The 23,551-nt window shown below is 49.2% G+C and carries 25 protein-coding genes; 12 read left to right on the top strand and 13 right to left on the bottom strand.

Features of this window, described 5'->3' with window-relative positions; all coding sequences use genetic code 11:
* Nucleotides 1–210: 210 nt before the first annotated feature.
* Nucleotides 211–750: a gamma carbonic anhydrase family protein gene (locus tag B2Q61_RS12950; protein ID WP_290616255.1), complete on the top strand. Its 540-nt coding sequence runs from the start codon at nt 211–213 to the stop codon at nt 748–750.
* Here B2Q61_RS12950 and B2Q61_RS12945 read toward each other — a convergent pair.
* Nucleotides 747–983, bottom strand: coding sequence for a DUF1488 family protein (locus B2Q61_RS12945; RefSeq protein ID WP_290616253.1), 237 nt, complete (start codon nt 981–983; stop codon nt 747–749). The two genes, B2Q61_RS12950 and B2Q61_RS12945, sit on opposite strands and share 4 nt — an antisense overlap.
* Nucleotides 980–1,795 (bottom strand): shikimate dehydrogenase, encoded by an 816-nt coding sequence (gene aroE, locus B2Q61_RS12940; RefSeq protein WP_290616251.1) that lies wholly within the window; start codon nt 1,793–1,795, stop codon nt 980–982. The genes B2Q61_RS12945 and aroE overlap by 4 nt, the downstream gene beginning before the upstream one ends.
* Before the next feature lie 5 nt (nt 1,796–1,800).
* Between aroE and B2Q61_RS12935 the strand changes: the two genes are divergently transcribed.
* Nucleotides 1,801–2,247, top strand: a complete 447-nt coding sequence (locus tag B2Q61_RS12935) for a group II truncated hemoglobin (RefSeq protein WP_290616249.1) — start codon at nt 1,801–1,803, stop codon at nt 2,245–2,247.
* On the opposite strand, the gene hemF is transcribed toward B2Q61_RS12935, so the two are convergent.
* Together hemF and B2Q61_RS12925 are read right to left on the bottom strand one after the other, a co-directional pair.
* The gene (hemF, locus tag B2Q61_RS12930) at nt 2,237–3,187 is read right to left on the bottom strand and encodes an oxygen-dependent coproporphyrinogen oxidase (protein ID WP_290616247.1); all 951 of its coding nucleotides are present in this window, start codon (nt 3,185–3,187) and stop codon (nt 2,237–2,239) included. The two genes, B2Q61_RS12935 and hemF, sit on opposite strands and share 11 nt — an antisense overlap.
* A 1-nt stretch (nt 3,188) precedes the next feature.
* A complete protein-coding gene (locus B2Q61_RS12925; RefSeq protein WP_290616245.1) occupies nt 3,189–3,749 on the bottom strand; it encodes an L-threonylcarbamoyladenylate synthase in 561 nt (186 codons plus the stop codon).
* A gap of 100 nt (nt 3,750–3,849) precedes the next feature.
* On the opposite strand from B2Q61_RS12925, the gene purE reads away from it, so the two are divergent.
* Nucleotides 3,850–4,341: a 5-(carboxyamino)imidazole ribonucleotide mutase gene (gene purE / locus B2Q61_RS12920; protein WP_290616243.1), complete on the top strand. Its 492-nt coding sequence runs from the start codon at nt 3,850–3,852 to the stop codon at nt 4,339–4,341.
* Complete coding sequence (locus tag B2Q61_RS12915; protein ID WP_290616241.1) at nt 4,338–5,474, top strand: 5-(carboxyamino)imidazole ribonucleotide synthase; 1,137 nt, start codon at nt 4,338–4,340, stop codon at nt 5,472–5,474. Before purE ends, B2Q61_RS12915 begins: the two co-directional genes overlap by 4 nt.
* On the opposite strand, the gene B2Q61_RS12910 is transcribed toward B2Q61_RS12915, so the two are convergent.
* From B2Q61_RS12910 to B2Q61_RS12895, 4 genes are read right to left on the bottom strand one after another with little or no spacing between them, the layout of a single operon-like run.
* The gene (locus B2Q61_RS12910; RefSeq protein ID WP_290616239.1) at nt 5,471–6,028 is read right to left on the bottom strand and encodes a DNA topoisomerase family protein; all 558 of its coding nucleotides are present in this window, start codon (nt 6,026–6,028) and stop codon (nt 5,471–5,473) included. The genes B2Q61_RS12915 and B2Q61_RS12910 overlap by 4 nt on opposite strands.
* A gap of 15 nt (nt 6,029–6,043) precedes the next feature.
* The gene (locus tag B2Q61_RS12905; RefSeq protein WP_290616237.1) at nt 6,044–6,517 is read right to left on the bottom strand and encodes a DUF494 family protein; all 474 of its coding nucleotides are present in this window, start codon (nt 6,515–6,517) and stop codon (nt 6,044–6,046) included.
* Nucleotides 6,518–6,519: 2 nt separating this feature from the next.
* Complete coding sequence (gene dprA / locus B2Q61_RS12900) at nt 6,520–7,611, bottom strand: DNA-processing protein DprA (protein WP_290616235.1); 1,092 nt, start codon at nt 7,609–7,611, stop codon at nt 6,520–6,522.
* Between the two features lie 24 nt (nt 7,612–7,635).
* Nucleotides 7,636–8,745: a LysM peptidoglycan-binding domain-containing protein gene (locus B2Q61_RS12895; RefSeq protein ID WP_290616233.1), complete on the bottom strand. Its 1,110-nt coding sequence runs from the start codon at nt 8,743–8,745 to the stop codon at nt 7,636–7,638.
* Between the two features lie 123 nt (nt 8,746–8,868).
* Between B2Q61_RS12895 and def the strand changes: the two genes are divergently transcribed.
* The 4 genes from def to trkA are packed head-to-tail and all read left to right on the top strand — an operon-like array spanning nt 8,869 to nt 13,091.
* Complete coding sequence (gene def / locus B2Q61_RS12890) at nt 8,869–9,384, top strand: peptide deformylase (RefSeq protein WP_290616231.1); 516 nt, start codon at nt 8,869–8,871, stop codon at nt 9,382–9,384.
* A 13-nt stretch (nt 9,385–9,397) separates the two neighbouring features.
* Nucleotides 9,398–10,384 carry a methionyl-tRNA formyltransferase gene (fmt, locus tag B2Q61_RS12885; RefSeq protein WP_290616229.1) on the top strand — a complete coding sequence of 329 codons (987 nt, stop codon included), beginning with the start codon at nt 9,398–9,400 and terminating at the stop codon, nt 10,382–10,384.
* Nucleotides 10,381–11,718: a 16S rRNA (cytosine(967)-C(5))-methyltransferase RsmB gene (gene rsmB / locus B2Q61_RS12880; protein ID WP_290616227.1), complete on the top strand. Its 1,338-nt coding sequence runs from the start codon at nt 10,381–10,383 to the stop codon at nt 11,716–11,718. Before fmt ends, rsmB begins: the two co-directional genes overlap by 4 nt.
* Entirely contained in the window at nt 11,715–13,091 is a 1,377-nt protein-coding gene (gene trkA, locus B2Q61_RS12875; RefSeq protein WP_217670272.1) for a Trk system potassium transporter TrkA, read from the top strand. The genes rsmB and trkA overlap by 4 nt, the downstream gene beginning before the upstream one ends.
* A gap of 8 nt (nt 13,092–13,099) precedes the next feature.
* Here trkA and B2Q61_RS12870 read toward each other — a convergent pair whose 3' ends face one another.
* From B2Q61_RS12870 to B2Q61_RS12860, 3 genes are read right to left on the bottom strand one after another with little or no spacing between them, the layout of a single operon-like run.
* The gene (locus B2Q61_RS12870) at nt 13,100–14,551 is read right to left on the bottom strand and encodes a TrkH family potassium uptake protein (RefSeq protein WP_290616222.1); all 1,452 of its coding nucleotides are present in this window, start codon (nt 14,549–14,551) and stop codon (nt 13,100–13,102) included.
* Nucleotides 14,552–14,570: 19 nt separating this feature from the next.
* A complete protein-coding gene (gene pepQ / locus B2Q61_RS12865; RefSeq protein WP_290616220.1) occupies nt 14,571–15,896 on the bottom strand; it encodes a Xaa-Pro dipeptidase in 1,326 nt (441 codons plus the stop codon).
* A gap of 45 nt (nt 15,897–15,941) precedes the next feature.
* Nucleotides 15,942–17,879 (bottom strand): transglycosylase SLT domain-containing protein, encoded by a 1,938-nt coding sequence (locus B2Q61_RS12860; RefSeq protein ID WP_290616218.1) that lies wholly within the window; start codon nt 17,877–17,879, stop codon nt 15,942–15,944.
* A gap of 196 nt (nt 17,880–18,075) precedes the next feature.
* On the opposite strand from B2Q61_RS12860, the gene fadB reads away from it, so the two are divergent.
* The 3 genes from fadB (at nt 18,076) to tusA (ending at nt 21,964) form a co-directional block, all read left to right on the top strand.
* On the top strand, nt 18,076–20,229 hold the full coding sequence (gene fadB / locus B2Q61_RS12855) for a fatty acid oxidation complex subunit alpha FadB (RefSeq protein ID WP_290616216.1): 2,154 nt from the start codon (nt 18,076–18,078) through the stop codon (nt 20,227–20,229).
* A gap of 16 nt (nt 20,230–20,245) precedes the next feature.
* A complete protein-coding gene (gene fadA / locus B2Q61_RS12850) occupies nt 20,246–21,409 on the top strand; it encodes an acetyl-CoA C-acyltransferase FadA (protein ID WP_290616214.1) in 1,164 nt (387 codons plus the stop codon).
* Between the two features lie 306 nt (nt 21,410–21,715).
* Nucleotides 21,716–21,964 carry a sulfurtransferase TusA gene (tusA, locus tag B2Q61_RS12845; protein ID WP_290616212.1) on the top strand — a complete coding sequence of 83 codons (249 nt, stop codon included), beginning with the start codon at nt 21,716–21,718 and terminating at the stop codon, nt 21,962–21,964.
* A gap of 6 nt (nt 21,965–21,970) precedes the next feature.
* On the opposite strand, the gene B2Q61_RS12840 is transcribed toward tusA, so the two are convergent.
* Both B2Q61_RS12840 and B2Q61_RS12835 read right to left on the bottom strand, forming a co-directional pair.
* Nucleotides 21,971–22,276 carry a helix-turn-helix domain-containing protein gene (locus B2Q61_RS12840; protein WP_290616210.1) on the bottom strand — a complete coding sequence of 102 codons (306 nt, stop codon included), beginning with the start codon at nt 22,274–22,276 and terminating at the stop codon, nt 21,971–21,973.
* Complete coding sequence (locus B2Q61_RS12835; protein WP_290616208.1) at nt 22,269–22,640, bottom strand: type II toxin-antitoxin system RelE/ParE family toxin; 372 nt, start codon at nt 22,638–22,640, stop codon at nt 22,269–22,271. Before B2Q61_RS12835 ends, B2Q61_RS12840 begins: the two co-directional genes overlap by 8 nt.
* A 147-nt stretch (nt 22,641–22,787) precedes the next feature.
* Between B2Q61_RS12835 and B2Q61_RS12830 the strand changes: the two genes are divergently transcribed.
* On the top strand, nt 22,788–23,551 hold a 764-nt coding region (locus B2Q61_RS12830), incomplete at its 3' end, for a hypothetical protein (RefSeq protein ID WP_290616206.1).

Below are 23,551 nucleotides of genomic sequence, written 5' to 3'. Positions count from 1 at the left end.
TTTTTTAAGATTTTTGCAATCCGCCTTATCTCACCTGAGGCGCTAATACTGCAGCTCCCCTTGGCATGACGCGCATTATAGAGAGTTTATGTTTTGCTGCAAGCCGAAAAGGCAATAAAATATGGTTTTGTTGTTCGTTCGAATAAAGTTTCGACGAAACGCGTTTTTTTAAAGCATTTGCTGCATAATAACGCAGCATTGGAGGTGACTATGTCGATTAGAGCATATAAAGGCGTGCTGCCAAAACTCGCAGCTGGCGTATACGTAGATGAATCAAGCGTGCTTGTCGGTGATATTGAACTGGCTGCCGACGTTAGTATCTGGCCACTAGTGGCGGCAAGAGGTGATGTCAATTATATTAGGATAGGTGCCCGTACTAATATACAGGACGGTACTGTATTGCATTTGTCCCGACCAAGCAGTGGTAAACCCAATGGCTGTGCTTTGATAATTGGTGAGGATGTCACTGTTGGCCATAAAGTGATGCTGCATGGTTGTACCCTGGGTAACCGTATTTTGGTTGGTATGGGGGCTATCGTAATGGATGATGTCGTCGTCGAAGATGATGTAATCATCGGAGCAGGTAGCCTGGTTCCACCCGGCAAGCGTTTACAAAGCGGCTATTTATATGTTGGCAGCCCGGTTAAACAAGCCAGGCCGTTAAGTGACGCGGAAAAGGCGTTTCTGCCGGAGTCTGCTGCCAATTATGTCATCCTTAAGAATGAATATCTGGCGGACGGTAGCCGTTAAAGCCAGATTTCACCTGCTTCGTTATAAGCGTCGTCCGCAATAGCCTGCTCGGCGCTGTCTTCCCAGTTAAATAGCTCTGCTTTTATTTTCGCCACAAAAACATCTGGTTCTGTATTAAGCGGACACGCGATATAACAATACACTTTCAGCCCCGCTACCAGGCAACTGAAGCTTACAGCCTGCCGCGGCGCGTCAAACCCGACATCATCATTAAAAATAAGCTGCTGATTCACGCTGTCAGCTGCTGCTTTAATGCCGCCATTGCCGGTTCAATATAAGGAACAACGCCGCGCCAGATAGCAAAGGCGGCCGCCGCCTGAGACAATAACATCCCCAAACCATCGGCTTGCCGGGCTACACCCTGTTGTTTAGCCCACCTCATAAAGGCTGTAGGTTCAGCACCATACACCATGTCATAAGCCAGCTGACAATATTTAAGATGTTGGGGATCAAGATCTGGCCTGCCTCCTGCCAAACCCGTTGATGTGGCATTAATGATCAGGGAGTACGCATGCTCTGGAATATTGGTCAACCCGCAGGCACAGACCCGGCTATCAAAATTAGCGGCTATTCTCTGTGCTTTATCAGCTGTTCGATTGGCTAAAACTAATTTTTTAACGCCAGCATCTAGCAATGGCCCAATGACGCCGCGACTCGCCCCGCCTGCACCCAGCAGTAATACCGTGCAGCCTGCCAGATTAACCCCCAGTCTTGTTAAATCAGCGACCAGACCAATACCATCAGTATTATCGCCACACAGCTGACCATCGTTGTTAATATAAAGCGTGTTTACCGCACCCGCTTGCTGAGCCCGCGCTGACAATATTTCAGCCAGCTGAAAAGCCTGCTGTTTAAAGGGCACAGTAACATTGCCCCCTTTGCCGCCGCTGGCAACAAAGTTATGCCAACTGTCGGCAAAGCCTTCTGCCGGTGCTAGAATAGCGTCGTATTGCATTGACTGGTTGCATTGCAACGCAAACTGGCTATGAATAAAAGGCGACTTTGACTGGCCTATCGGATTTCCAAATAGAGCATAACGGTCCACAACTGATGTCCATCAAAAAGTTAGTACAGATGATTGTTAATAAAACCACAGTAAATAGCAAGCCACACCCGACGCCGACCCAAACACCTTATCAATTAATCGGTGGCGAACCAAAGGTACGGCAACTGGCTAATCGCTTTTATGACATTATGGCAAGCGACCCTGAAGCCGCCAATTTATATGCCATTCATCCTTTGCCACTGGACAATATCCGGCAGAAGTTTTTTGAATTTTTATCCGGCTGGTTAGGCGGCCCGGCATTATTTGAGCAAAAATATGGCCATCCGCGGTTACGGGCGCGCCATCTGCCGTTTCAGGTAGATGAAAAGCTTAGAAACCAGTGGATGTATTGTATGGACCAGGCACTGGATGACGTGGTGGAAAATAAAATGTTGCGCGATGGCATTCGCCAGTCGATTGGTCAACTGGCGAGCCATATGATTAATTGTTAGGCGAACTGGGCTCGTTATTCAGGCCTAACCAATCCTGCGGTTTTAGGTAACGCTGGTATAACTGGGCTTCGGGGCTACCGGCTTCTGGCTGGAAGCCATATTGCCAGCGCACTAAAGGCGGCATCGACATTAAAATCGATTCGGTGCGCCCACCGCTTTGCAAGCCAAATAGCGTACCTCTGTCATACACCAGATTAAACTCAACATAGCGGCCCCGTCGATATAGCTGAAATTGCCGCTGTTGTTCAGTAAAAGGCGCGTCTTTACGTTTGGCCAGTAACGGCAAATAAGCAGGTAAAAATGCTTCACCAACGGCCCGCATTAAACCAAAGCTGCGCTCAAACCCAAGTGCATTCAGATCATCGAAAAATAAACCGCCAACCCCCCGGGTTTCATTGCGATGTTTTAAGTAAAAATAATCGTCACACCATTTTTTGTAAGCCGGGTAATACTCCGCACCAAAAGGATCTACAGCGGTTTTGGCTGTCTGATGCCAATGCACTACATCTTCTTCATAAGGGTAATAGGGCGTCAAATCAAAACCGCCACCAAACCACCAGACGGGCTCCTCACCATCCTTTTCAGCAATAAAGAACCGAACATTGGCATGCGTTGTTGGCAAGTGCGGGTTGTGGGGGTGCAATACTAAGGATACGCCGCAGGCATGAAAACTACGACCAGCTAGCTCGGGTCGGTGGGCCGTTGCCGACGCTGGCATTTGCGCGCCAAACACGTGCGAGTAATTAACGCCAGCCTGCTCAAACACCGCACCATTTGTCAGTACCCGGCTACGACCACCGCCCCCCTCCGGTCGTTGCCAGGCATCTTCGACAAAGATGCCTTTACCATCTGCGTGTTCCAGTTCGTTGCAAATAGTATCTTGCAGCGCCATAAGAAACTGCTGTACCTGTCGCAATTGTTCGCTGTTACCGGTTGCCATTTTAACTCCTTACTATCTGACCGCTGATAGCATCACGGATTTGACTTGGCTGCCCAGCACCGCCCAATGCGCCATCCACGATAGCCGCTACCTTTAAACCTACGGTTGCCAGCAACTGTTGATAGTCAGTAATAGCAGGCTCCCCTGCCAGGTTAGCACTGGTTGAAACCAATGGCTTACCATATTGCTGACACAGTTGCTGCACGACCGGATGCGCACTGACCCGCACCGCTATGGTACTAAAGTTGCCGGTAATCCATTTCGGCGCGGTTTTGCTGGCAGGCAATACCCAGCTGATATGGCCCGGCCAGCTGGAAATAATCTGGTAACGCTTTTCCTGTGGAATGGCTTTATCATCAACATAAGGCAACAGCTGAGAGTAAGTAGCCGCCACCAGAATCAGGCCTTTTTCAACCGGCCGTTGCTTTATTGCCAGCAAGCTCAGCACGGCGGCTTCATTGTCCGGATCACAACCCAGGCCATAAACAGCCTCTGTCGGATAGCTGATCACTTCGCCTTGCTGCAATAATGCTACGGCTGTCGCTACGGTGCACCCGCTCATCAATTTACCCCTGGTATCAGTAAAAATTCTAATCAGTGTCAGTTGCCGCTATAATAGCGCCTTAGTCATTTCAGTTCATTAAGTTCAGAAGGAAAGCGGCATGCAAGTGGGTATTATAATGGGTTCAACCTCAGACTGGCCAACCATGAAGCTGGCAGCTGATATGCTTGATTCGTTTGGCATCAGCTATGAAACCCGGGTGGTATCCGCGCATCGCACCCCGCAATTACTAGCCGATTATGCCAGCAATGCGGCCAGCCGCGGTTTAAAAGTAATTATTGCCGGCGCCGGCGGTGCTGCCCACTTACCGGGGATGGCAGCCGCTTTTACCAGCCTACCGGTATTAGGTGTACCGGTGCAATCTAAAGCGTTAAAAGGTATCGATTCGTTATTGTCTATAGTGCAAATGCCAAAAGGCGTTGCCGTTGGCACTCTGGCCATTGGTGAAGCCGGTGCAGCCAATGCCGGGCTGCTGGCCGCGCAGATTCTGGCAACAAGCAACCCCGCCTTGCTAACTAAAATTGATGCCTTTCGCCAGGCTCAGACCGACACTGTATTGAGCCAGCCAGATCCAGCACAGGTGAAAGCATGAAAGTACTGGTACTAGGTGCCGGCCAACTGGCCCGAATGATGGCGCTGGCCGGTGCACCCCTTAATATTGCAATCAGCGCCTATGACGTAAACACGGACACTATTGTCCACCCGCTAACCCTGCAAAAGCTGGGTACCGGCCTGGCAAATGCAATAGCAGATGCCGATGTCATCACAGCCGAATTTGAACATATTCCTGTAAAGATACTTGAGCAATGTCAGCAAAGCGGTAAGTTTCTTCCCGGCAGCGAAGCTATTCAGGCCGGCGGCGACCGTCGTCTGGAAAAAGCCTTGCTGGCCCGTTGTGGCGTCGCCAGTGCCAGTTACCTGGTTATAAACAATGAAGCTGATTTTAAGCAAGCTGTCAGTGAGCTTGGCTTACCACTGGTCTTTAAAAGTGCGCTGGCAGGATATGATGGCAAAGGGCAATGGCGTTTAAAAGACCCCGCCCAAGCTGATGCTGCATGGCAACAAATGGCTGATTTTCTGGCCGCCGATGGTAAACAGGCTATTGTTGCAGAGCAGTTCATTGGTTTTAGTCGTGAATTGTCGCTGGTTGGCGTCAGAGCCGGCAGCGGCGAAGTGAATGTTTATCCGTTGACAGAAAATCATCATGTTAATGGTGTGCTCAGTGTTTCACTGGCAAGGCCGGTGACTACCACGCTGCAACAGCAGGCTGAACAGATGTTTGCCGCTATCGCTGACAACCTTAATTATGTTGGCGTGTTGGCGATCGAATTTTTTGAAATAGACGGCAAGCTGTTAGTAAACGAAATCGCTCCCAGAGTTCACAACTCAGGCCACTGGACCCAGCAAGGTGCTGATGTATGTCAGTTTGCCAACCATTTGCGTGCCGTAACCGGCATGCCCCTGGGTAATACCGAGTTGCTCCGACCAACCCTGATGATTAACATTCTGGGTGAGGACCATGTACCCGCCGCTATTCTGGGTATTGCCGGGTTGCACCTGCACTGGTACGGTAAACAAAAACGACCAGGCAGAAAGATGGGGCATATAAACTTATCTGCTGGTTCACTAGCCGAGCTTAAAGCCCGTTTTGCCAGGCTAATCGACTTGTTGCCAGAGGCTGCATTTCCGGAACTAGAGCAAATGCTTAGCAGGGTGAGTGATTAATCTGCGGCGCCGGCTACTGCAGCCGGCTGCTTTTTCTCACAGCCTTTTTTGGCGCAGTACAGCACCTCTTTTTTCAGCACCAGTAGCGGGTAGCTGCAGTAATAACATTGGCCCTGCTGCGGCTGGTCATTTAATAAAAAACGGCAGTCCGGATAGCGGTCACAGCCATAGAAATGCTTACCAAATTTATTAATCCGCTCCGTCAGCTGGCCTTTTTTACATTTTGGACAGCTTAGCTGTGGTTGGTCTTTATTTTCTTCATATTGATCAACTACAAAATCACACGCCGGATAAGCCGTGCAACCAATAAACATGCCGTAGCGGCCGTTTTTTACTGCCAGCGGGGCATCACACTGCGGGCATAGCTCACTGGGTAATGCTTTTACTATGGTGTGGTCGTGTTGCTGCAGCGGTTTAATATAATTGCAAGCCGGGTAAGCACTGCAGCCCAGAAAGGGTCCGTTCTTAGACGACTTCATCTGTAATATATTCTGGCATAGCGGGCAAAGCTGCTGCTGTTGCGGCAGCTTAAACAGCGGCGTGTCTTCGGTCATATCTGTAATGGCCGCTTAATGCAGCGGCCCATCGGGTTCATCAAATATTAAGTCTTCCATTTGTGCATAAGCAGTCTCACGCCCGGGCACGTTAAACAGCACCATCAGCACTACCCATTTTAAGTCTTCCAGACTCAGCGATGCGCTGTCGAGATCCATCGCCCGGTCGATAACCATTTCACGGGTGTTTGCGTCAAGCACATTGATTTGTTCCAGAAATAACAGAAAACCCTGGTCGGTCACGTCCAGCTTACGTTGCTCTTCGGCCGTATAAATACGGACCGCAGTAGAATTACCTTTGGTTAAATAGGGCTTAACATGGCTTTCCTGCAACGCCGATAAACTGTCCAGCCATTTTAATGCTTTGTATATGTCATCGTCATGAAATCCCGCACGGCTGAGTTCTTTCGTCAGGTCGGCGTGGTTTACATAAATATCAGATTCATTATGAATGTAGTTTTCAAACAGGTAAACGAGGATATCAAACATAATCAGGCACTCCTCACTCTAATGTAACCACCGGGTACTGCTGCCACCTCACCCGCTATTTCAAGCTGCAGTAAGGTTATGGATACGTCTGTCACTGACATGTTAGACCGCTCGGCAATAATATCTATTGCGGTAGCGTCATCTCCTACGTTAGCCAACATCTGCTGCGCAAACAAGTCCGGCGCAGACTTTTTTTCACTAAAAGCTAAAGTACTTACCCCATTCTGAGCAAAAAACTGCCACTCTTCCAGGATATCGGCCACACTGGTGACAAGTTTAGCACCTTGTTGAATTAACCAGTGACATCCCGCTGATTGCCGACTGTATATCGGTCCTGGGACGGCAAAAACGTCACGGCTATATTCTGCCGCCAGATTGGCGCTTATTAGTGAACCGCTTTTCATCGCGGCTTCAACCACGATAGTCGCCGAGCTTAGACCAACCACAATTCGATTACGTTGGGGGAAAAATTCAGCTCTGGCCTGTACATCGGGGAAAAACTCACTGACCAGGGCGCCGCTGGCCATAATTTGTTCTGCCAGTGCCCGATTGCTGGCCGGATATATTTGCTGCAAACCATGCCCTAATACCGCGATGGTAAAGCCGCCACCTTGTAATGCCCCTTTATGGCTCTCGCTGTCAATGCCCCGTGCCATGCCACTGGTAATCATATAGCCTTGCTGGACCAGTTCAGCGGCAAAGTTTTGCGCGACTTTGCGGCCGGTTGGTGTTGGCTGGCGAGTGCCAACCATGGCCAGCTGCTGGCGCGGTAATAACTCAGCCTGACCTTTGACAAACAGTAGCAACGGAGGATGTTTAATTTGTTTTAACAGGGGTGGATAACGCGGATCATGAAAAGTGACTGCATGATGCGAAGTGGATTGGTCCAGCCACTCCAGCGCTACATCGGCCCGGCGTTGACCGTGCAAAGCTAGTAACTCGGCCTGGCGCGCAGTAAGGCCGATATTACGCAAGGTACTAATGGGTAGGCTGACCAGGTCGGCCAGTGAACTATGCTCGCTTAGACGTTGGAACTTCAGGCCATCCAGGCCATGCACAGAGGCTAAAGCGAGCCAGTTGCGAAGATCATCCACGGCAAACTGGCTCCATCAGATTAATTACAGGTTAGCGATGGAATCTCCAACCCGGATTGGACGACGGGTGCTGGTAACAATAGCGAAACTCACCCGCTCTGCTACTTTGAACACCATTAACTCGCCTACTTTTTCCCTTGGCATACTAATGCTGTTTTCACCAAAATTACGGAACATTTTCTGTAGTTTATTCGCATCCTCTACATAGACCGGGCCGTTTTTGCCATCAATCACTGCAGGTGACTGACGGTAAATTCCTAACATCTGGCCCGCTTGTAAATCATTGATCAGCCCGCGGTTAAGAACCACAATATCCATTTTGGAGAACTCGCGCAGCTGCGAGGTAGTGTCGATAATAGTGCCGTCAACGTCGAAATCTGGTTTACTTATCAGAAAAAATGCGGGCAGTGATTGTCCTTCAAGTGCTGGCATCACCCGATCACCCTGCTTAATTTCGCGCTTAACACTCAAAACCTGCATAGAGGCGGCTTCAAGCGGGCTGTCTTCGGTTGCTTCGCGGCCGGGTCGAAAGGCCCTGGCGGTCGCGATTAAACTGGTTTCATAACCCAGTACTGAACCCGAATCAGGGTCTATGTAAGGCTTGCCTTTGCGATAAACACCATATGAAGTACCTGGTTGCAGTACACCCTTTACATAAACAGTATGGGTTTCTGCTGCCATCTTAGTGGCCGTATTGGTACCCAGAATATACGGCATGGCCGCTATCTGTTCCTCGCTAAGTGCTTGCTCATACGTCAGAAAGGGCCGAATCATGCTAAGTGGTAATGTGGTAATAGCGCCATCACCCTTCATGGTTTTCCGTATGCCGGGGGTTAAACGCTTAACATTATCGTTTACCCCAAGACGCGGTCTGCCCATACTGTCATAAGTCAGGGTCAGTGTGTCGCCCGGATAAATCAGATGTGGATTATCAACCTGAGGGTTCATTTGCCATAATTGCGGCCACAACCACGGTTCATTAAGGTACAATGCGGAAATATCCCACAGGGTGTCACCTTTTTTCACGACATAGGAAGCGGGAGCATCCTCTCGGATTTGCAGCACATCTGCTTGCAGGCTGAAAGACAACCAACAGAACAGCGCGATGACAGATATTGCAATTTTTTTCAGCATGCCTGCTTCCTTGAACTTATTCTTGTTTTAATTATTGCACACTATGCTGTTATTACAGCGGATTAATGGCTAAAATTAAAACATACCACAACCATTGAAATAAAGCATAATTTTGTAGGTGTTATGGCAGTTTTAAAAGTTTTACATTTCCCGGATGATCGTTTACGCACAGTAGCTAAACCAGTAGCTTCTGTTACGCCCGAAATTAAGCAGTTGGTCAGCGATATGTTAGATACCATGTACGATGAAAATGGTATCGGTCTGGCGGCTACTCAGGTAGATGTCCATTTGCGGGTGGTCGTGATTGATTTATCAGAGCAGCGCGATGAGCCTCTGGTACTAATTAATCCTGAGATTATCGCACGTGACGGCAATACCAGTTATGAAGAAGGCTGTTTGTCTGTACCGCAGAACTATGCTTCGGTAGAAAGGGCAGAAACGGTAACGGTAAAAGCACTTGACCGAAATGGCGAGCCCTTTCAACTGGCAGCCGATGGCTTACTGGCCATTTGTCTGCAGCATGAGCTGGACCATTTGGTAGGCAAGCTGTTTATTGACTATCTGTCGCCGCTAAAACGTGACCGCATTCGCAAGAAACTGGAAAAAGAAGCCAAAATGGCCCAGCGCCACGCGCTGTAATACAGGACAGACCGTGACTCAGCCTTTACGTATTATTTTTGCCGGCACACCCGATTTTGCCGCCCGCCATTTGCAGGCACTGATTGACAGTAGCCATCAGGTTGTTGCGGTATACAGCCAACCTGATCGCCCTGCCGGACGCGGCCAGAAGTTACAACCCAGTGCGGTAAAACAACTGGCCATGCAACATCAATTACCGGTATATCAGCCAAAATCTTTAAAAAAAGCAGCAGCCCAGGCTGAACTTGCTGCGTTAAATGCCGACGTCATGGTAGTTGTTGCCTACGGCCTTATTTTACCGTTAACCGTACTGCAAAGCCCTGCTTTGGGTTGTATTAATGTCCATGGCTCACTGTTACCCCGCTGGCGCGGCGCCGCGCCGATCCAACGCGCTATCCGGGCTGGCGATACACAAACCGGTATTACTATCATGCAAATGGACGAGGGACTGGATACCGGTGCCATGTTAAGCAAAGTAAGGTGCCCGATTGAGGCGGCCGATACCAGCGCCAGCTTGTATGAAAAATTGGCGGAACTTGGCCCCAACGCATTGCTCGATGCCTTGGCACAACTGCCCGCATTGCAGGCCAACGCTGAATCGCAAAAAGCGCAAGACGCCTGTTACGCTGAAAAGTTGCATAAAGAAGAAGGCCTGCTCGATTTTACTAAAAGCGCAAAAACACTCAGTCTGGAGATCAGGGCCTTCAACCCCTGGCCGGCCAGCTATATGCAATTGTCAGAAGGCACAGTGAAAATCTGGCAGGCTGACTGGCTGGATACACCGCAGCAAGCTGCACCCGGCCAGGTGTTAACAGCAACTAAAAAAGGCATTGAAATAGCGTGCGCTGAAGGTGTGTTAGTACTTACTACCTTACAACCGCCGGGTAAAAAACCAATGGCAGTGTCCGATTTCTTAAATGGCCGGGCTGACTGGTTTAAGGTTGGCACTAATTTACAAGCGTCGGCCTTGCCTGCCTCACCTTTGAAGACTGATTCATGAGCCGGGATTGCCGGGCATTAGCGGCCCAATGCTGTTATCAGGTGATTGACAAAGGTCGTTCGTTGTCAGACGTGCTGCCCAAAGCCCAGCAACAAATCACTAACCCACTCGATAAAGCATTGTTGCAGGAAATCTGTTTTGGGGTAATGCGAACCTTACCGCAGTTAGAGCAAGTGTGTGCTCAGCTGATGCAAAAGCCGTTAGTCAAAAACTTCCGGGTGTTGCAATTTCTGATTTATGTTGGCATTTATCAGCTGCACTTTATGCGCATACCCGACCACGCTGCCATTAACGCAACCGTCGAGGCCGCCCGCGAATTAAAAGGTCAGTCTCTGACCAAATTGATTAATGGCGTGCTGCGCAATGTGCAGCGCCAGCCGCAGTTATTTGATTTCAGCCAGGCCAGCGTAGCAGTGCAGTTTAATCACCCTGGCTGGTTAATCAGCAGCCTGCAAGCTGCTTATCCGGATGACTGGCAACAGATACTGGAGGCCAATCAGCAGAAAGCCCCGTTATGGCTGCGGGTCAATACCCGGCAAATAAGTCCGGCGCAGTTTTGCGCTGCCTTAGCTGACGAGCAAATCGGCTACAGCCAGCCGTTGGCACAGCTGCCCAGTGCAGTATTGCTTGATAGCCCGACTGATGTGGTTACTTTACCCGGCTATCAGCATGGTTGGTTTTCGGTACAGGATGCAGCTGCGCAATATGCCGGTTGGCTACTCGCCCCGCAAGATGACCATTACGTGCTCGATGCCTGCTGCGCACCCGGCGGTAAAACCAGCCATCTGCTGGAGCTGGCAGGCGGAGCTAAACTTACCGCGCTGGATAAAGATCCTGCCCGGTTAGTGCGGGTCCAGGAAAATTTACAACGGCTTCAGCTCAGCGCAGAAGTGCTGGCGGCAGATGCAGCCATTCCTGATAGCTGGTGGAATGGCCAGCTGTTTGACCGGATCCTGCTGGATGTTCCCTGCTCCGCTACCGGGGTTATTCGTCGCCACCCCGATATCCGCTGGCTGCGTAAAAAAAGTGATATAGCGCCCCTGGTCGAGCTGCAACAACATATTTTACAACAATGCTGGCCATTACTGGCCCCCGGCGGCATGTTGCTCTACGCTACCTGCAGTATATTGCCGGTTGAAAATCAGCAGCAAATTTCTCAGTTTCTCAGTCTTAATGCTGATGCCCGTTTACACCCTGGCACGCTTGAAACTGACCAGCTTAAAACTGACGTCAGCGCTGAGCCTGGCTGGCAATTATTACCGGGCCAGTTAAACCGCGATGGCTTTTATTATGCGCTGTTGCAAAAAGCGCCACAGGATGACCACCCAGCATGAAAATAATTATTTTAGGTTCTGGCCAGGTAGGCGCTACCTTAGCCGAAAATCTGGTGGGTGAGCAAAACGACATTACCCTGGTTGACACCAACCTCGACAAACTTCGCAACCTGCAGGACAGATTCGATTTGCAGGTGGTGCATGGCCACGGCTCTCATCCTGACATCCTGAAAAAAGCAGGTGCTGAAGATGCCGATATGATTGTCGCAGTCACCAACAGCGATGAAGTCAATATCGTTGCCTGTCAGGTTGCCTACAGTATTTTTAATACCCCGCTGAAAATAGCCCGCATTCGGACCAATCAGTATTTAAAATATCGCGATGAGTTGTTTCATAAAGATGATATGCCGGTTGATCATTTTATCGCCCCGGAAGCGCTGGTCACTAACTACATCCGCCGGCTGATTGATTACCCCGGTGCCCTGCAGGTGGTGGAATTTGCAGAAGGCAAAGTCAGTCTGGTGGCGGTAAAAGCTTATTATGGTGGTTTACTGGTTGGCCATGCGTTGTCGGCATTAAAAGAACATATGCCAAATATTGAAACCCGGGTAGCTGCCATTTACCGCCGTGGTAATGCCATTAAGCCATTGGGCACCACCATTATTGAAGCCGATGACGAAGTGTTTTTTGTCGCGGCCACTAAACATATCCGGGCCGTGATGAGCGAGCTGCAAAAACTGGAACGAAGTTACCGGCGGATAATGATCGCAGGCGGCGGCAATGTTGGCTTTGGTCTGGCCAGGGCGCTGGAAAAAACCCACAGCGTGAAACTGATTGAGCGCAGTAAAGAGCGGGCAGAGTTTCTGGCATCAAGTCTCGACAGCACCTTGGTTTATGTTGGCGATATTTCTGATCCGGAATTGCTGGAAGAAGAAAGCGTTGAACAGATTGATGTGTTTATCGCCGTCACCAACGATGATGAAGCCAATATTATGTCTGCAATGCTGGCTAAACGGATGGGCGCTCAGAAAACCATGGTGCTGATTAAACGCGGTGCTTATGTTGATTTGCTGCAGGGCGGTGAAATTGATATTGCCATATCGCCGCAGCAGGCCACTATTTCCGCTTTACTTACCCATATTCGCCGCGGTGACATTGTTAATGTCTATTCTTTACGCCGTGGTGCCGCAGAAGCTATTGAAGCGGTGGTGCGGGGTGATAGCAGTACCAGCAAGGTAGCGGGTAAAACCATCGGCAACTTAAAATTGCCGCCTGGTACCACCATCGGTGCCATAGTGCGGGGCGATGAAGTACTTATTGCTCATGACACCACCGTTATTGAAACCGATGACCACGTTATTTTGTTTATGGTAAACAAAAAACATATTGTCGAAGTAGAAAAGTTATTTCAGGTAAGTGCCATCTTTATCTGATACCTTACTTAATCACGCCAGAATGCCGGCGTAAACAGCACCAGTAAAGTGAAAATCTCCAGCCGGCCAAACACCATTGCGACGATAAGTATCCACTTACTGGCATCAGGTATGGCGCCGAAATTAGCTGCAACCTCTCCCAGACCGGGGCCAAGGTTATTTAAACAGGCAGCCGTTGCAGTAAAGGCGCTAATGTTATCCATTCCGGTTAATATCAGCGACAGCATAATCACCACAAACACCACCGCGTACGCGGCAAAAAAGCCCCACACTGCCTCGACAATCCGGTCTTCTACCGGCCGGCGGCCCAGTTTAATGGCATAGACTGCCCGTGGGTGCACCAGTCGGTTCAGTTCACGCCGCCCTTGTAAGAACAACAACAACACCCTGACCACCTTCATGCCGCCGCCGGTAGAACCGGCGCAGCCGCCAATAAAACTGGAGAAAATTAATAAAATAGGTAAAAACAGCGGCCAGGTAGAAAAACCGTCAGTGGTAAAGCCGGCAGTCGTTGAGATTGATACCGCCTGAAACGCAGCGTGGTTAAGCGCTTCGCCGCCACTGGCATACACATTGGTGTTTAACAGCACCAGAAAGCAAATTAGCACCAGGCTGGCCTGAATACCCAGAAACACTTTGAATTCCGGATCCCGGAAATAGGTTGAAACACTTTTACCGCGAATAGCGGCAAAGTGCAGTGGAAAATTAACCGCGCTAATCAGCAAAAACACTACGCAAATCATATTAATAGTGGCGCTATTAAAGTACCCCATACTGGCGTCATAAGTCGAAAAACCACCGATGGCTACCGTCGAGAAGGCATGACAAATCGCGTCAAATACCGACATACCAGCCAGATGAAATGCCAGAGCACAGGCAATAGTTATCGCCAGATAGATGTACCATAAGTGTTTGGCAGTATCAGCAATACGCGGGGTCATTTTATTATCTTTTACCGGCCCCGGCGTTTCTGCCCGGTACAACTGCATGCCACCTACGCCTAACAGCGGCAGAATGGCTACCGCTAATACAATGATCCCCATTCCACCGAGCCATTGCAGTTGCTGGCGGTAATATAATATGGCTTTGGGTAAGGTCTCAATTCCGGTCAGTACCGTGGCACCCGTAGTGGTCAGGCCCGAAAACGCTTCAAAAAACGCATCGGCAAAACCCAGCTCAGGGTTGCTGGCAAACAATAACGGAATGGCGCCTACTGCACCCAGTACGGTCCAGAATAACACCACGATTAAAAAGCCATCCCGGACTTTAAGCTCTGATCTTTTACCGCGATTGGGGTACCAAATGGCGAACCCCATGGCCAGACAAAGTAAAAATGATAATATAAAAGGTACGCCAGCGCCGTCTTTATATCCAAAAGCAACCAGTGCCGGTGGGATCATGGTGATGCTGAAAATCGCGATCAGCAGCCCCAGGATCCGAATAATAGAGCGATATTGCATAGCGTCCCTTAACGCCTTGTCAGGCGAGCTGCAAATCCCGGGTCATATTTTCATTCCGGTCACGATGCACAATAATATCATCTTCAATCCGGATCCCTCCAAACTGACGGAACTTAGCAATTTTATCCCAGTTCAGGCTGGCTGCGGCATCTGTCTGCTTTAAATCAGCCAGTAAGCTGTCAATAAAGTACAGGCCCGGTTCAATAGTAAACACCATGTCGGGTTCAATCAGCCGGGTGCAGCGCAAAAACGGATGGTTGTCAGGCGGTGCAATATGAGTGCCCCGCTCATCCTGCATAAAGCCACCGACATCATGTACCTGCAAGCCAAGGTGGTGGCCCAGGCCATGCGGGAAGAAAGTGCGGCTGATTTCGCGCTCAACAATACTTGCCGGGTCAAGCCGGACAAAGTCAAAATCATGCAAAATTTGCGCAATACCCTGATGACACTGCAAATGTAAGTCGGTGTAATGAATGCCGGGTTTTAAACCATCAACCAGGTTTAGTTCCAGCTGGTTAACGGCAGCAATCAGATCGCCGAACTCGTCATTTTTATTAAAACTGTAAGTGCGGGTAATATCAGCTGCATAGCCGTTAAACTCGGCACCGGCATCAATTAAAAATGAGTGATGCTGCGCCGGTTTTTTCCGCTCTAAGGCGGTGTAATGCAAAATGGCCGCATTTTGGTTTAAACCAACAATATTGCCATACGGTACTTCATTTTCGGTCTGCCCAACCGCGGACAGATAGGCCAACTGAATATCGAACTCACTGCCGCCAGCATAAAATGCGGCCTTCGCAGCACGATGCCCTGCCACCGCCAACTGATTCGCATTGCGCAAACAGGCCAATTCATAACCGGTTTTATAAGCGCGGTAAAAGTGTAAATAACTGAGTACCGGCTCAGGGTTAATTTCGGTAAAGCCCAGCGCCTGAGCCACCTCCAGATATTCACCGATATAAGCCAGCCGTGCCTTATCGTAAGGTAACAGGGTTTCAACCTTATTGGCTTTATCTAAAAGCTGAATATCAAAATACTCTGCCCAGAAATCAGCGGGTTCGTCGGGCACTTTGTGCCAGAAATCTTTTGGCCGGTAAAAAATCAACTTAGGTTTATTTACGCCATCAAGTAATAACCAACAATGCGGGTTATCAACAACCGGCAACCAGGCCTTAAAATGCGGGTTCGCTTTAAAAGGATAATCCATATCATCCAGAAACTTGCGCTTGGCCTGACCGGAATGAATCACTAATCCATCCAGATTTTCGCGAGCCAGCACCTGGGCAGTGCGCTGTTGAAGTTCGGCAATATGTGCCTGATATAACGCCTGATAAGCTGAGTTCATATCGACCTTTTATTGTTGATTATGTTGATGCGCGCAATAATAGCACTATTCCACTACCACCCCAATCTTCATAGCTACCAGCGGTTTAAAAACATCTTGGGTGACGTTCATCCGAATATTATAAATCTGATAGTATGCCATCACCGCTTTGACATATTCCCGGGTTTCCCGATACGGAATTGTCTCGACCCAAACATCGGCTGGCAGGGCATAATCCTGGGGGATCCATTGCCTTACCCGGCTATAGCCGGCATTGTAAGCTGCAGTAGCTTTTAACAGGTTGCCATCGTTTCGCTGCTTTAAATAATTAAGATAATCTGTACCGTAATCAATATTGGTGACCGGGTTGTACAACTGGCGAATTTGCACCGGCTTCTTCGCAATCTCGTTGGCGGTACCCGGCATAATCTGCATCAGCCCCCGGGCTCCGGCAGGAGAATAGGCATCGGCCATAAAAGAGCTTTCGCGTCTGGCAATTGCCATACTCCAGCCAGAATCAATTTTAAATTTATCAGCTGACAACTGCATTTCCTGCTGATAGGCCAATGGGAAACGCAGCTCTACGTCATCCCAGTAGCCCACGTCTGCCAGTGAAAATATCGCCCGTTCATGCCATTGCAGCTGACTTGCCAGTTTAGCTGAGGTTAATTTCTGTTGCTCGTCCGAGGTATCCTGCAAGTGATTCCATTCGCGACGCGCTTCGGTCAGTCTTCCCAGCGCCAGCCACTGCTGCGCTCGTTGCACGGCAGGATGCTGTTGCAACAAGGTAATTTCTTCATCACTGACCTTAACCGGGTTATGCGCCAGGCTCGGTGGTAAACCAATCCTGGCTGCCGCCATAAAACCATAATAGTGGCGCTCGCGAGCTAGCGAAGTATATTCAACATTGGCCAGCTCAGTTTGCCCCTGCTCTTCTAATGCTCTGGCCCGCCAGTAACGCCAGTTTATATCGCCCTGCAGTTCAGCCGGCAACTGCTCTATCACCTGTTGCACTTTAGGCCAGTCAAGCTCACGCAAGGCATGAGCTACCTGCCACTGAGCCAGATTAGTATCAAACAATTCGGCTGGTAAGGTCGCCAGCCAGTTGTCAGCCCGCTTGTCGCCTTTGCTGGCCAGCGCAATAGCAAACTGGCGCTGCACATCCAAGCGTTGTGTCTTGGTAAAATACGGGTCATTAACATGACGCTGCCAGGTCGCCAGTGCCTGATCAGGCGAGCGCCAGACTAAGCGCTTTAAACCATAGGCCAGAATATCGCGTTCAATAATATGTTTACCCGGGAAAAAAGCTTGGCGAGCAATTACTGCCGGGTTACGCCGGGTTTTTTGCCACAAATCGGCCAGATATTGCTCGCCGACCGGAAGCAAGGTTTTCAAATAAGGAATAAGCTGTGTCTGACCGCCTTCTGCCGCTAACTGCAGGCGGCGGTGTACAGTTTCACTTTGCAATGGTTTACTGTTGCGCCAGGCGGTAAATAACGGATCACAGGCTTTTGGCTGCGATTTGCCCTCAGTCCAGATATCTTCGGTCTGTTGCCAGATAACAGCCTCTGCCAGCGCTTTGGTTTTTAGCTGAAAACGTAGCGCCAGACATTGCAGCTCGGTATTTGACGAACCCGGGTAATTTGCCAGAAAGCGCTCAGCCTGGTCTTGTTCGGCCAGACGCAATAACCAGGGCTGGCGAAGTGGCCAGTCCATTGGGGTACCTTCGTACTGTGCCAGAAACTTTTCTATCGCGTCATGGGCATTTAAAAAGTTCTGCAGTCGCTTTAAGCGTAAATAAGGTTGCAACGGATAGTCGGCCAGCTCTGCATACCAGGCTTCTGCTTGCTTACGACTCACCTTGTCAATATTATGCTCCAGCGCGACAAAACGCTGTCGTTGCTGTGGTAATTTATCCTGTTCAGCCGCCCGGGCTGTAAATACGCAGGAAAGCACCGTACTGGTGAAAACGGTGATGGCGAATACTAAACGAAAAGTGATCAAGACTTACCCCTGAATTCAGCGAAAAATAGAAAAACAGCTATAGTTAGTGGCACCGTCTGGCCGGGTTTGACGGGCTTTTTCAAACACCTGTTTAAATAACGGTTGAAATTTTTATTAAAGCACGACACACTGAACCTGTTAACCTCATCGTACCAGTTGCGACATCCACCCCTTAACGCGACCAAGGAGCATATTTATGATTTACCAGAGTGACACTATCAGTGTTGAATATACTAAACTTGGTATTGCCCGGTTTACCTTTGCTGCTGCAGGCTCTGTAAATAAATTTGACCAACAGACCCTGACTGATTGTAAGACAGCGTTAGACAAGCTGCACGCTGACAGTAACCTGAAAGGCGTGATCTTTACCAGTAGCAAAGACACCTTTATTGTTGGCGCGGACATCACTGAATTCTTAAGTACTTTCCAGCGGCCCGAGGCAGAACTGGTGCCGTGGATTAAACAAGCTTCTGATATTTTTGATTTATGTGAAGACCTGCCGGTTCCGACCGTGGTGGCAATAAAAGGTTTCGCGTTGGGTGGCGGTTGTGAATGGACCCTGGCTTGTGATTACCGGGTGGCCGATACCAGCACCCGGATTGGCTTGCCAGAAGTAAAATTAGGTTTAATGCCTGGTTTTGGCGGCACGGTACGCCTGCCGCGGATTGTTGGCGCCGACAATGCGATGGAGTGGATCACCACCGGTAAAGACCATAGCGCTGAACAGGCGCAAAAAGCAGGCGTACTTGATGCGGTAGTTGCGCCGGAAAAACTGGAAGCCGCGGCACTGAGCATATTAGAAGACGCCATTGCCGGCAGTCTGAACTGGCAGAAAAAACGTGCCGTTAAACTGCAACCATTAAAACTAAATAAAACCGAAGCCACCATGAGCTTCAGCACAGCCAAAGGTATGGTATTTGCCAGCGCCGGTAAGCATTACCCGGCACCGATGGCTGCGGTACAAACCATAGAAGCTGCTGCTACCTTAGACCGCGCCGGCGCGATGGCGCTGGAGAACGCCGGTTTTGCCAAACTGGCTAAAACCGATGCCGCTACCGCTCAGGTTGGTTTGTTCTTAAATGACCAGCTGATTAAGAGCAAAGCGAAAAAAGCCGGCAAAGTGGCCACTAAGTCAGTTAAAAAAGCCGCTGTGTTAGGTGCCGGTATTATGGGGGGTGGCATTGCCTACCAGTCAGCGTTAAAAGGCGTACCGGTGGTAATGAAAGATATCGCCGATAAAGCGCTGGCGCTGGGTATGGGCGAAGCTACTAAACTACTGAGCAAGCAGGTTGAACGCAAAAAGCTGGATGTTGCGGGTATGGCCAAAGTGATTGCCAGCATTACCCCGACCCTTAGCAACGACATGGTAAAAGACGTTGATATCGTGGTGGAAGCGGTAGTAGAGAACCCGAAAATTAAAGGCGCTGTGCTAAAAGAAGTAGAAGGTTTAATCAGCGATGACGCGATATTAACTTCGAATACCTCAACTATTTCCATTAACGCCCTGGCAAAAAACCTGAGCCGGCCGCAAAACTTCTGCGGTATGCACTTCTTTAACCCGGTGCACCGGATGCCATTGGTCGAAGTTATTCGTGGCGAGCATACCAGCGATGAAACCGTGGCTGCTGTAGTGGCTTATGCTGCCAGAATGGGTAAATCGCCGATAGTGGTCAACGACTGCCCGGGTTTCTTTGTTAACCGGGTGCTGTTCCCCTACTTTGCCGGCTTCAGCAAGCTGGTACTGGACGGCGCCGATTTTGCCCAGATTGATAAGGTAATGGAAAAGCAATTCGGCTGGCCCATGGGCCCGGCGTATCTGCTGGATGTAGTTGGCCTGGATACTGCCTTCCATTGCACTGATGTGATGGCTGACGGCTTCCCAAGCCGGATGGCCAAGCTGGACAATGATCCGGTTGCGGCGATGTACAAAGCGGACCGTTATGGCCAGAAGAATGGCGTTGGCTTCTATGCCTACAGTAAAGATGCCAAAGGTAAGCCGAAAAAAGATATCGATCCGAAAAGTGTCGAAATACTGGCCGGGATTGCCAGCGATAAGCAAGAATTCAGCCCGGACGAAATTATTGCCCGGGTAATGGTGCCAATGATTAACGAAACCATTCGTTGTCTGGAAGAAGGCATAGTTCAAAGCGCCGCTGAAGCCGACATGGGCCTGATATTTGGCCTGGGCTTCCCGCCGTTCCGTGGCGGCCCGCTGCGTTATGTCGACACCATAGGTTTAGCCAACTTTGTTGCCCTGGCCGATAAATATGCCCATTTAGGCGAAATTTATCAGGTTACAGATAAAACCCGCGCCATGGCCGATAACGGCCAGCGTTTCTTCCCGGTTTAAGCGCAGGAGCAGAATAATGAAAAACGCTGTAATAGTAGATTGTATCCGCACCCCAATGGGGCGCTCTAAAAATGGTATGTACCGTAATGTCCGCGCTGAGCAGCTATCTGCCCATGTGATGGCCTCCTTGCTGCAGCGGAACCCGGCGTTAAACCCGAGTGACATTGACGACATTATCTGGGGCTGCGTGCAGCAAACCCTGGAACAAGGCTTTAACGTGGCGCGTAACGCTTCACTGTTAGCCGGTATTCCGCATTCGGTGCCCGCCGTAACGGTTAACCGTTTATGTGGCTCATCGATGCAGGCACTGCACGATGCGGTGCGCTCCATTCAAACCGGCATGGGTGAGGTGTATTTAATTGGTGGTGTAGAACATATGGGCCATGTGCCAATGAACCACGGTGTCGATTTTCACCCAGGCTTATCAACCACTATCGCTAAAGCCGCCGGCATGATGGGCCTAACTGCTGAACTGCTGGGTAAAATGCATGGCATCAGCCGGGCGCAGCAAGATGAATTCGGTGCCCGCTCACACCGCTTAGCACAAGAAGCCAGCGAACAAGGCCGCTTTAAAAATGAAATTATCCCAACCGAAGGCCACGACGCCGACGGCGTATTAAAGCTGATGGATTACGACGAAGTTATTCGCCCGGAAACCACAGTAGAAGCCCTCGGCCAGTTGCGCCCGGTGTTCGACCCGGCCAACGGCACCGTAACCGCCGGTACCTCGTCGGCGTTATCAGATGGTGCCTCAGGCATGCTGGTCATGAGCGAAGAAAAAGCGAAAGAGCTGGGCTTACCTATCCGCGCTTACGTGCGCGGTATGGGTGTGGCAGGTTGCGACCCGTCTATCATGGGTTACGGCCCGGTACCGGCGTCGAAAAAGGCGCTGAAAATGGCCGGTTTATCTATTGACGATATCGACTACGCCGAGCTGAACGAAGCATTCGCAGCCCAGGCGCTGCCGGTAATGAAAGACTTAGGCTTACTGGAAGTAAAAGAGCAGAAAGTAAACCTGAACGGCGGCGCTATCGCCCTTGGCCACCCGCTGGGTTGCTCCGGTTCACGGATCAGCACCACCTTAATCAATGTGATGGAAGATAAAGGCGGTAAGTTTGGCCTGGCGACCATGTGTATTGGTTTAGGCCAGGGTATCGCTACTGTTTTTGAACGTCCATAGTTTGAGCGGCCATAAGCTGATAGCAACAGACTGGTAGCGACCAGCACAATCGCATAGAATAAGGGCCGTTTTTACGGCCCTTTTGTTTTGTGTAATTATGATAACGGCTGTAGGTTGCAACACCCACTGTGCTCGCCACAGCAACTCGGCTTTGCTGGCGCAAAACCTCAGACACTCTGTGTCTGCGCAAGTGGGGTTCCAACCATCGCCTTAGCTTAGCGACGCCAGGCGCAACCCGAATAAGTGCAGCTAGCACCTGCTGGGCAGGTTTAGTTTTACTTTAAGATTTTGGAGTATGGAGTAGTAATGAACCCGCATTTTGACAGCGCCACCCAAACCCTGGATGCCTTGGGCCTGCGCTGCCCGGAGCCGGTAATGATGGTGCGGCTGCAAATGCGTAAAATGCAGGTCGGTGAAACCTTACTGATTATTGCCGACGACCCGGCCACCACCCGCGATATCCCGGCATTCTGCCGTTTTATGGATCACGAGTTACTGGCCAGCGATACTACAGAGCTGCCGTATCGGTATGTAGTGAAAAAGGTAAGTAGTTAGTATTGATTATGCAAGTATCTGTAAACCGTTTTTAGCCACCAGATTAAGCAATTTTAACGAAGGGCCATTTGGCTTTTTCTGTCCCTGCTCCCACTTTTGTACTGTCGATTTACTGGTATTTAAATAGGCCGCAAACACCCCTTGGCTTGCCTTATTTTGGTTACGGATTTGCTTAATCTGCTCAGCGCTAAATTCCTCTAAAACAGGTAAACACAAGGCCTCTATCTCGCGCAGTGTCGTATCCTTCATTACTCCAGCGTTATAAAAGTCCTGCGCTGTTTCCTGCACCATGTCTAAAATTTTTTTATTCATCTGTGTTTATCTCAAATAATGCTCCTGCGTCTAACAGCAGGCGAAGCTCGGTGTCACTGTAATTCAGCAAATCACTAGCCAGCAGTTTCAAAGCTTTTAACTCAGTAACAGTTATATTGGCTCTGGCATTTTTGGCAAATCCATAAACAAAGAATGCCTTATCAGCCACCCGATAAGCTATTAAGGTTCTGCTGCCACCACTTTTACCCTTAGTTGTCGCGACACGTTTTTTAAAAACACCGCCGCCCAGGTCAGCATCAACCAGTCCTTGCTCTATCTCCACGACAGCGACTAAAAGTGCTTTGTCTGTCAGACTTTCTTTGTGAGCCCATTTTGCGAAAACTTTGTTTTTAAATACCCGCATCAGCAATCCTTGCACTAATCGCAAGAAGTATAGCACCTAGTGATATAGTTTCAATCTGTAATTACATGGAACTCCCGTATTTACCCTATCGATATTTCATGAGGAAAGATACTATCTGATTTATGAGTTCTATTAATTAAGTGAATTGTGGATAAAAGCATTAAAGAACGGAAAATATTTGACCGTATTTATGGAGATCTGCCTTTCTTAGACCTAATAAAATCTGAGAGTCCAGACTTTCTGGTTAGATTATCTGAGCTAATAATATTAGGCGTCGAAATTACCGAGCTTCATGGCACAAAAACGCATTCCAAGCTTCAAAATAATAAAGAATACTATGACGGCTTAATGGATGGCTCAAGAAAAGTATGTAGAGCTGACGAATCTATCGCTGAAGTTCTGGAAGCAGATGTATTGCTTCTAAATGGACAAAAACATAAAAATACCCGAGGGTTGATCCTTGAAGGACTATCCTTCATCCAAGCGGCAGCCAAGCTTGAAGAACGCATTCGAGAAAAAATCGTCAAAACTGACGCTTACAAAAAGCAGTGCCAACTCCTTGATTTAATAGTTTACGACGAACACTCCCTGTTTAAACTAAATACCTTAGAGGACATGCAACATTATCTATATGAATATATTGATAACGACATGCTTCATCAATCAAGTTTAAGGGAGATTTATTTCATATCACATTTACTCTCAATCGGTAGAATTGCCTTCCCTCTCAGACTGAACTACTTTCTTGGTGACGCATTGTCTTTGCTCTATTTAGCACAAAATGAGCTAACAACAGATGATAAATTATCTGTATGGAAGGTTGTCTTAGCGGCTTTACATGTTGTTGGACATAGAAATATTTTTTTCGGCTACAGATCAGATTTTATGACTTGTCACCGGCAATGTAAAAC

The organism is Arsukibacterium sp. UBA5043 (assembly GCA_002415085.1).
Classification (GTDB): domain Bacteria; phylum Pseudomonadota; class Gammaproteobacteria; order Enterobacterales; family Alteromonadaceae; genus Alishewanella.
The sequence above is the reverse complement of the archived record's forward strand: the minus strand, read 5'-3'. Positions and strand labels throughout refer to the sequence as shown.

Excerpts from the sequence above, each read along its gene's own strand:
- B2Q61_RS12950 (WP_290616255.1), top strand. The coding sequence starts at position 211 with ATGTCGATTAGAGCATATAAAGGCGTGCTGCCAAAACTCGCAGCTGGC.
- B2Q61_RS12935 (WP_290616249.1), top strand. The coding sequence starts at position 1,801 with ATGTCCATCAAAAAGTTAGTACAGATGATTGTTAATAAAACCACAGTA.
- hemF (WP_290616247.1), bottom strand. The coding sequence starts at position 3,187 with ATGGCAACCGGTAACAGCGAACAATTGCGACAGGTACAGCAGTTTCTT.
- B2Q61_RS12925 (WP_290616245.1), bottom strand. The coding sequence starts at position 3,749 with ATGAGCGGGTGCACCGTAGCGACAGCCGTAGCATTATTGCAGCAAGGC.
- purE (WP_290616243.1), top strand. The coding sequence starts at position 3,850 with ATGCAAGTGGGTATTATAATGGGTTCAACCTCAGACTGGCCAACCATG.
- B2Q61_RS12915 (WP_290616241.1), top strand. The coding sequence starts at position 4,338 with ATGAAAGTACTGGTACTAGGTGCCGGCCAACTGGCCCGAATGATGGCG.
- B2Q61_RS12910 (WP_290616239.1), bottom strand. The coding sequence starts at position 6,028 with ATGACCGAAGACACGCCGCTGTTTAAGCTGCCGCAACAGCAGCAGCTT.
- B2Q61_RS12905 (WP_290616237.1), bottom strand. The coding sequence starts at position 6,517 with ATGTTTGATATCCTCGTTTACCTGTTTGAAAACTACATTCATAATGAA.
- B2Q61_RS12895 (WP_290616233.1), bottom strand. The coding sequence starts at position 8,745 with ATGCTGAAAAAAATTGCAATATCTGTCATCGCGCTGTTCTGTTGGTTG.
- def (WP_290616231.1), top strand. The coding sequence starts at position 8,869 with ATGGCAGTTTTAAAAGTTTTACATTTCCCGGATGATCGTTTACGCACA.
- rsmB (WP_290616227.1), top strand. The coding sequence starts at position 10,381 with ATGAGCCGGGATTGCCGGGCATTAGCGGCCCAATGCTGTTATCAGGTG.
- trkA (WP_217670272.1), top strand. The coding sequence starts at position 11,715 with ATGAAAATAATTATTTTAGGTTCTGGCCAGGTAGGCGCTACCTTAGCC.
- B2Q61_RS12870 (WP_290616222.1), bottom strand. The coding sequence starts at position 14,551 with ATGCAATATCGCTCTATTATTCGGATCCTGGGGCTGCTGATCGCGATT.
- pepQ (WP_290616220.1), bottom strand. The coding sequence starts at position 15,896 with ATGAACTCAGCTTATCAGGCGTTATATCAGGCACATATTGCCGAACTT.
- fadB (WP_290616216.1), top strand. The coding sequence starts at position 18,076 with ATGATTTACCAGAGTGACACTATCAGTGTTGAATATACTAAACTTGGT.
- fadA (WP_290616214.1), top strand. The coding sequence starts at position 20,246 with ATGAAAAACGCTGTAATAGTAGATTGTATCCGCACCCCAATGGGGCGC.
- tusA (WP_290616212.1), top strand. The coding sequence starts at position 21,716 with ATGAACCCGCATTTTGACAGCGCCACCCAAACCCTGGATGCCTTGGGC.
- B2Q61_RS12840 (WP_290616210.1), bottom strand. The coding sequence starts at position 22,276 with ATGAATAAAAAAATTTTAGACATGGTGCAGGAAACAGCGCAGGACTTT.
- B2Q61_RS12835 (WP_290616208.1), bottom strand. The coding sequence starts at position 22,640 with ATGCGGGTATTTAAAAACAAAGTTTTCGCAAAATGGGCTCACAAAGAA.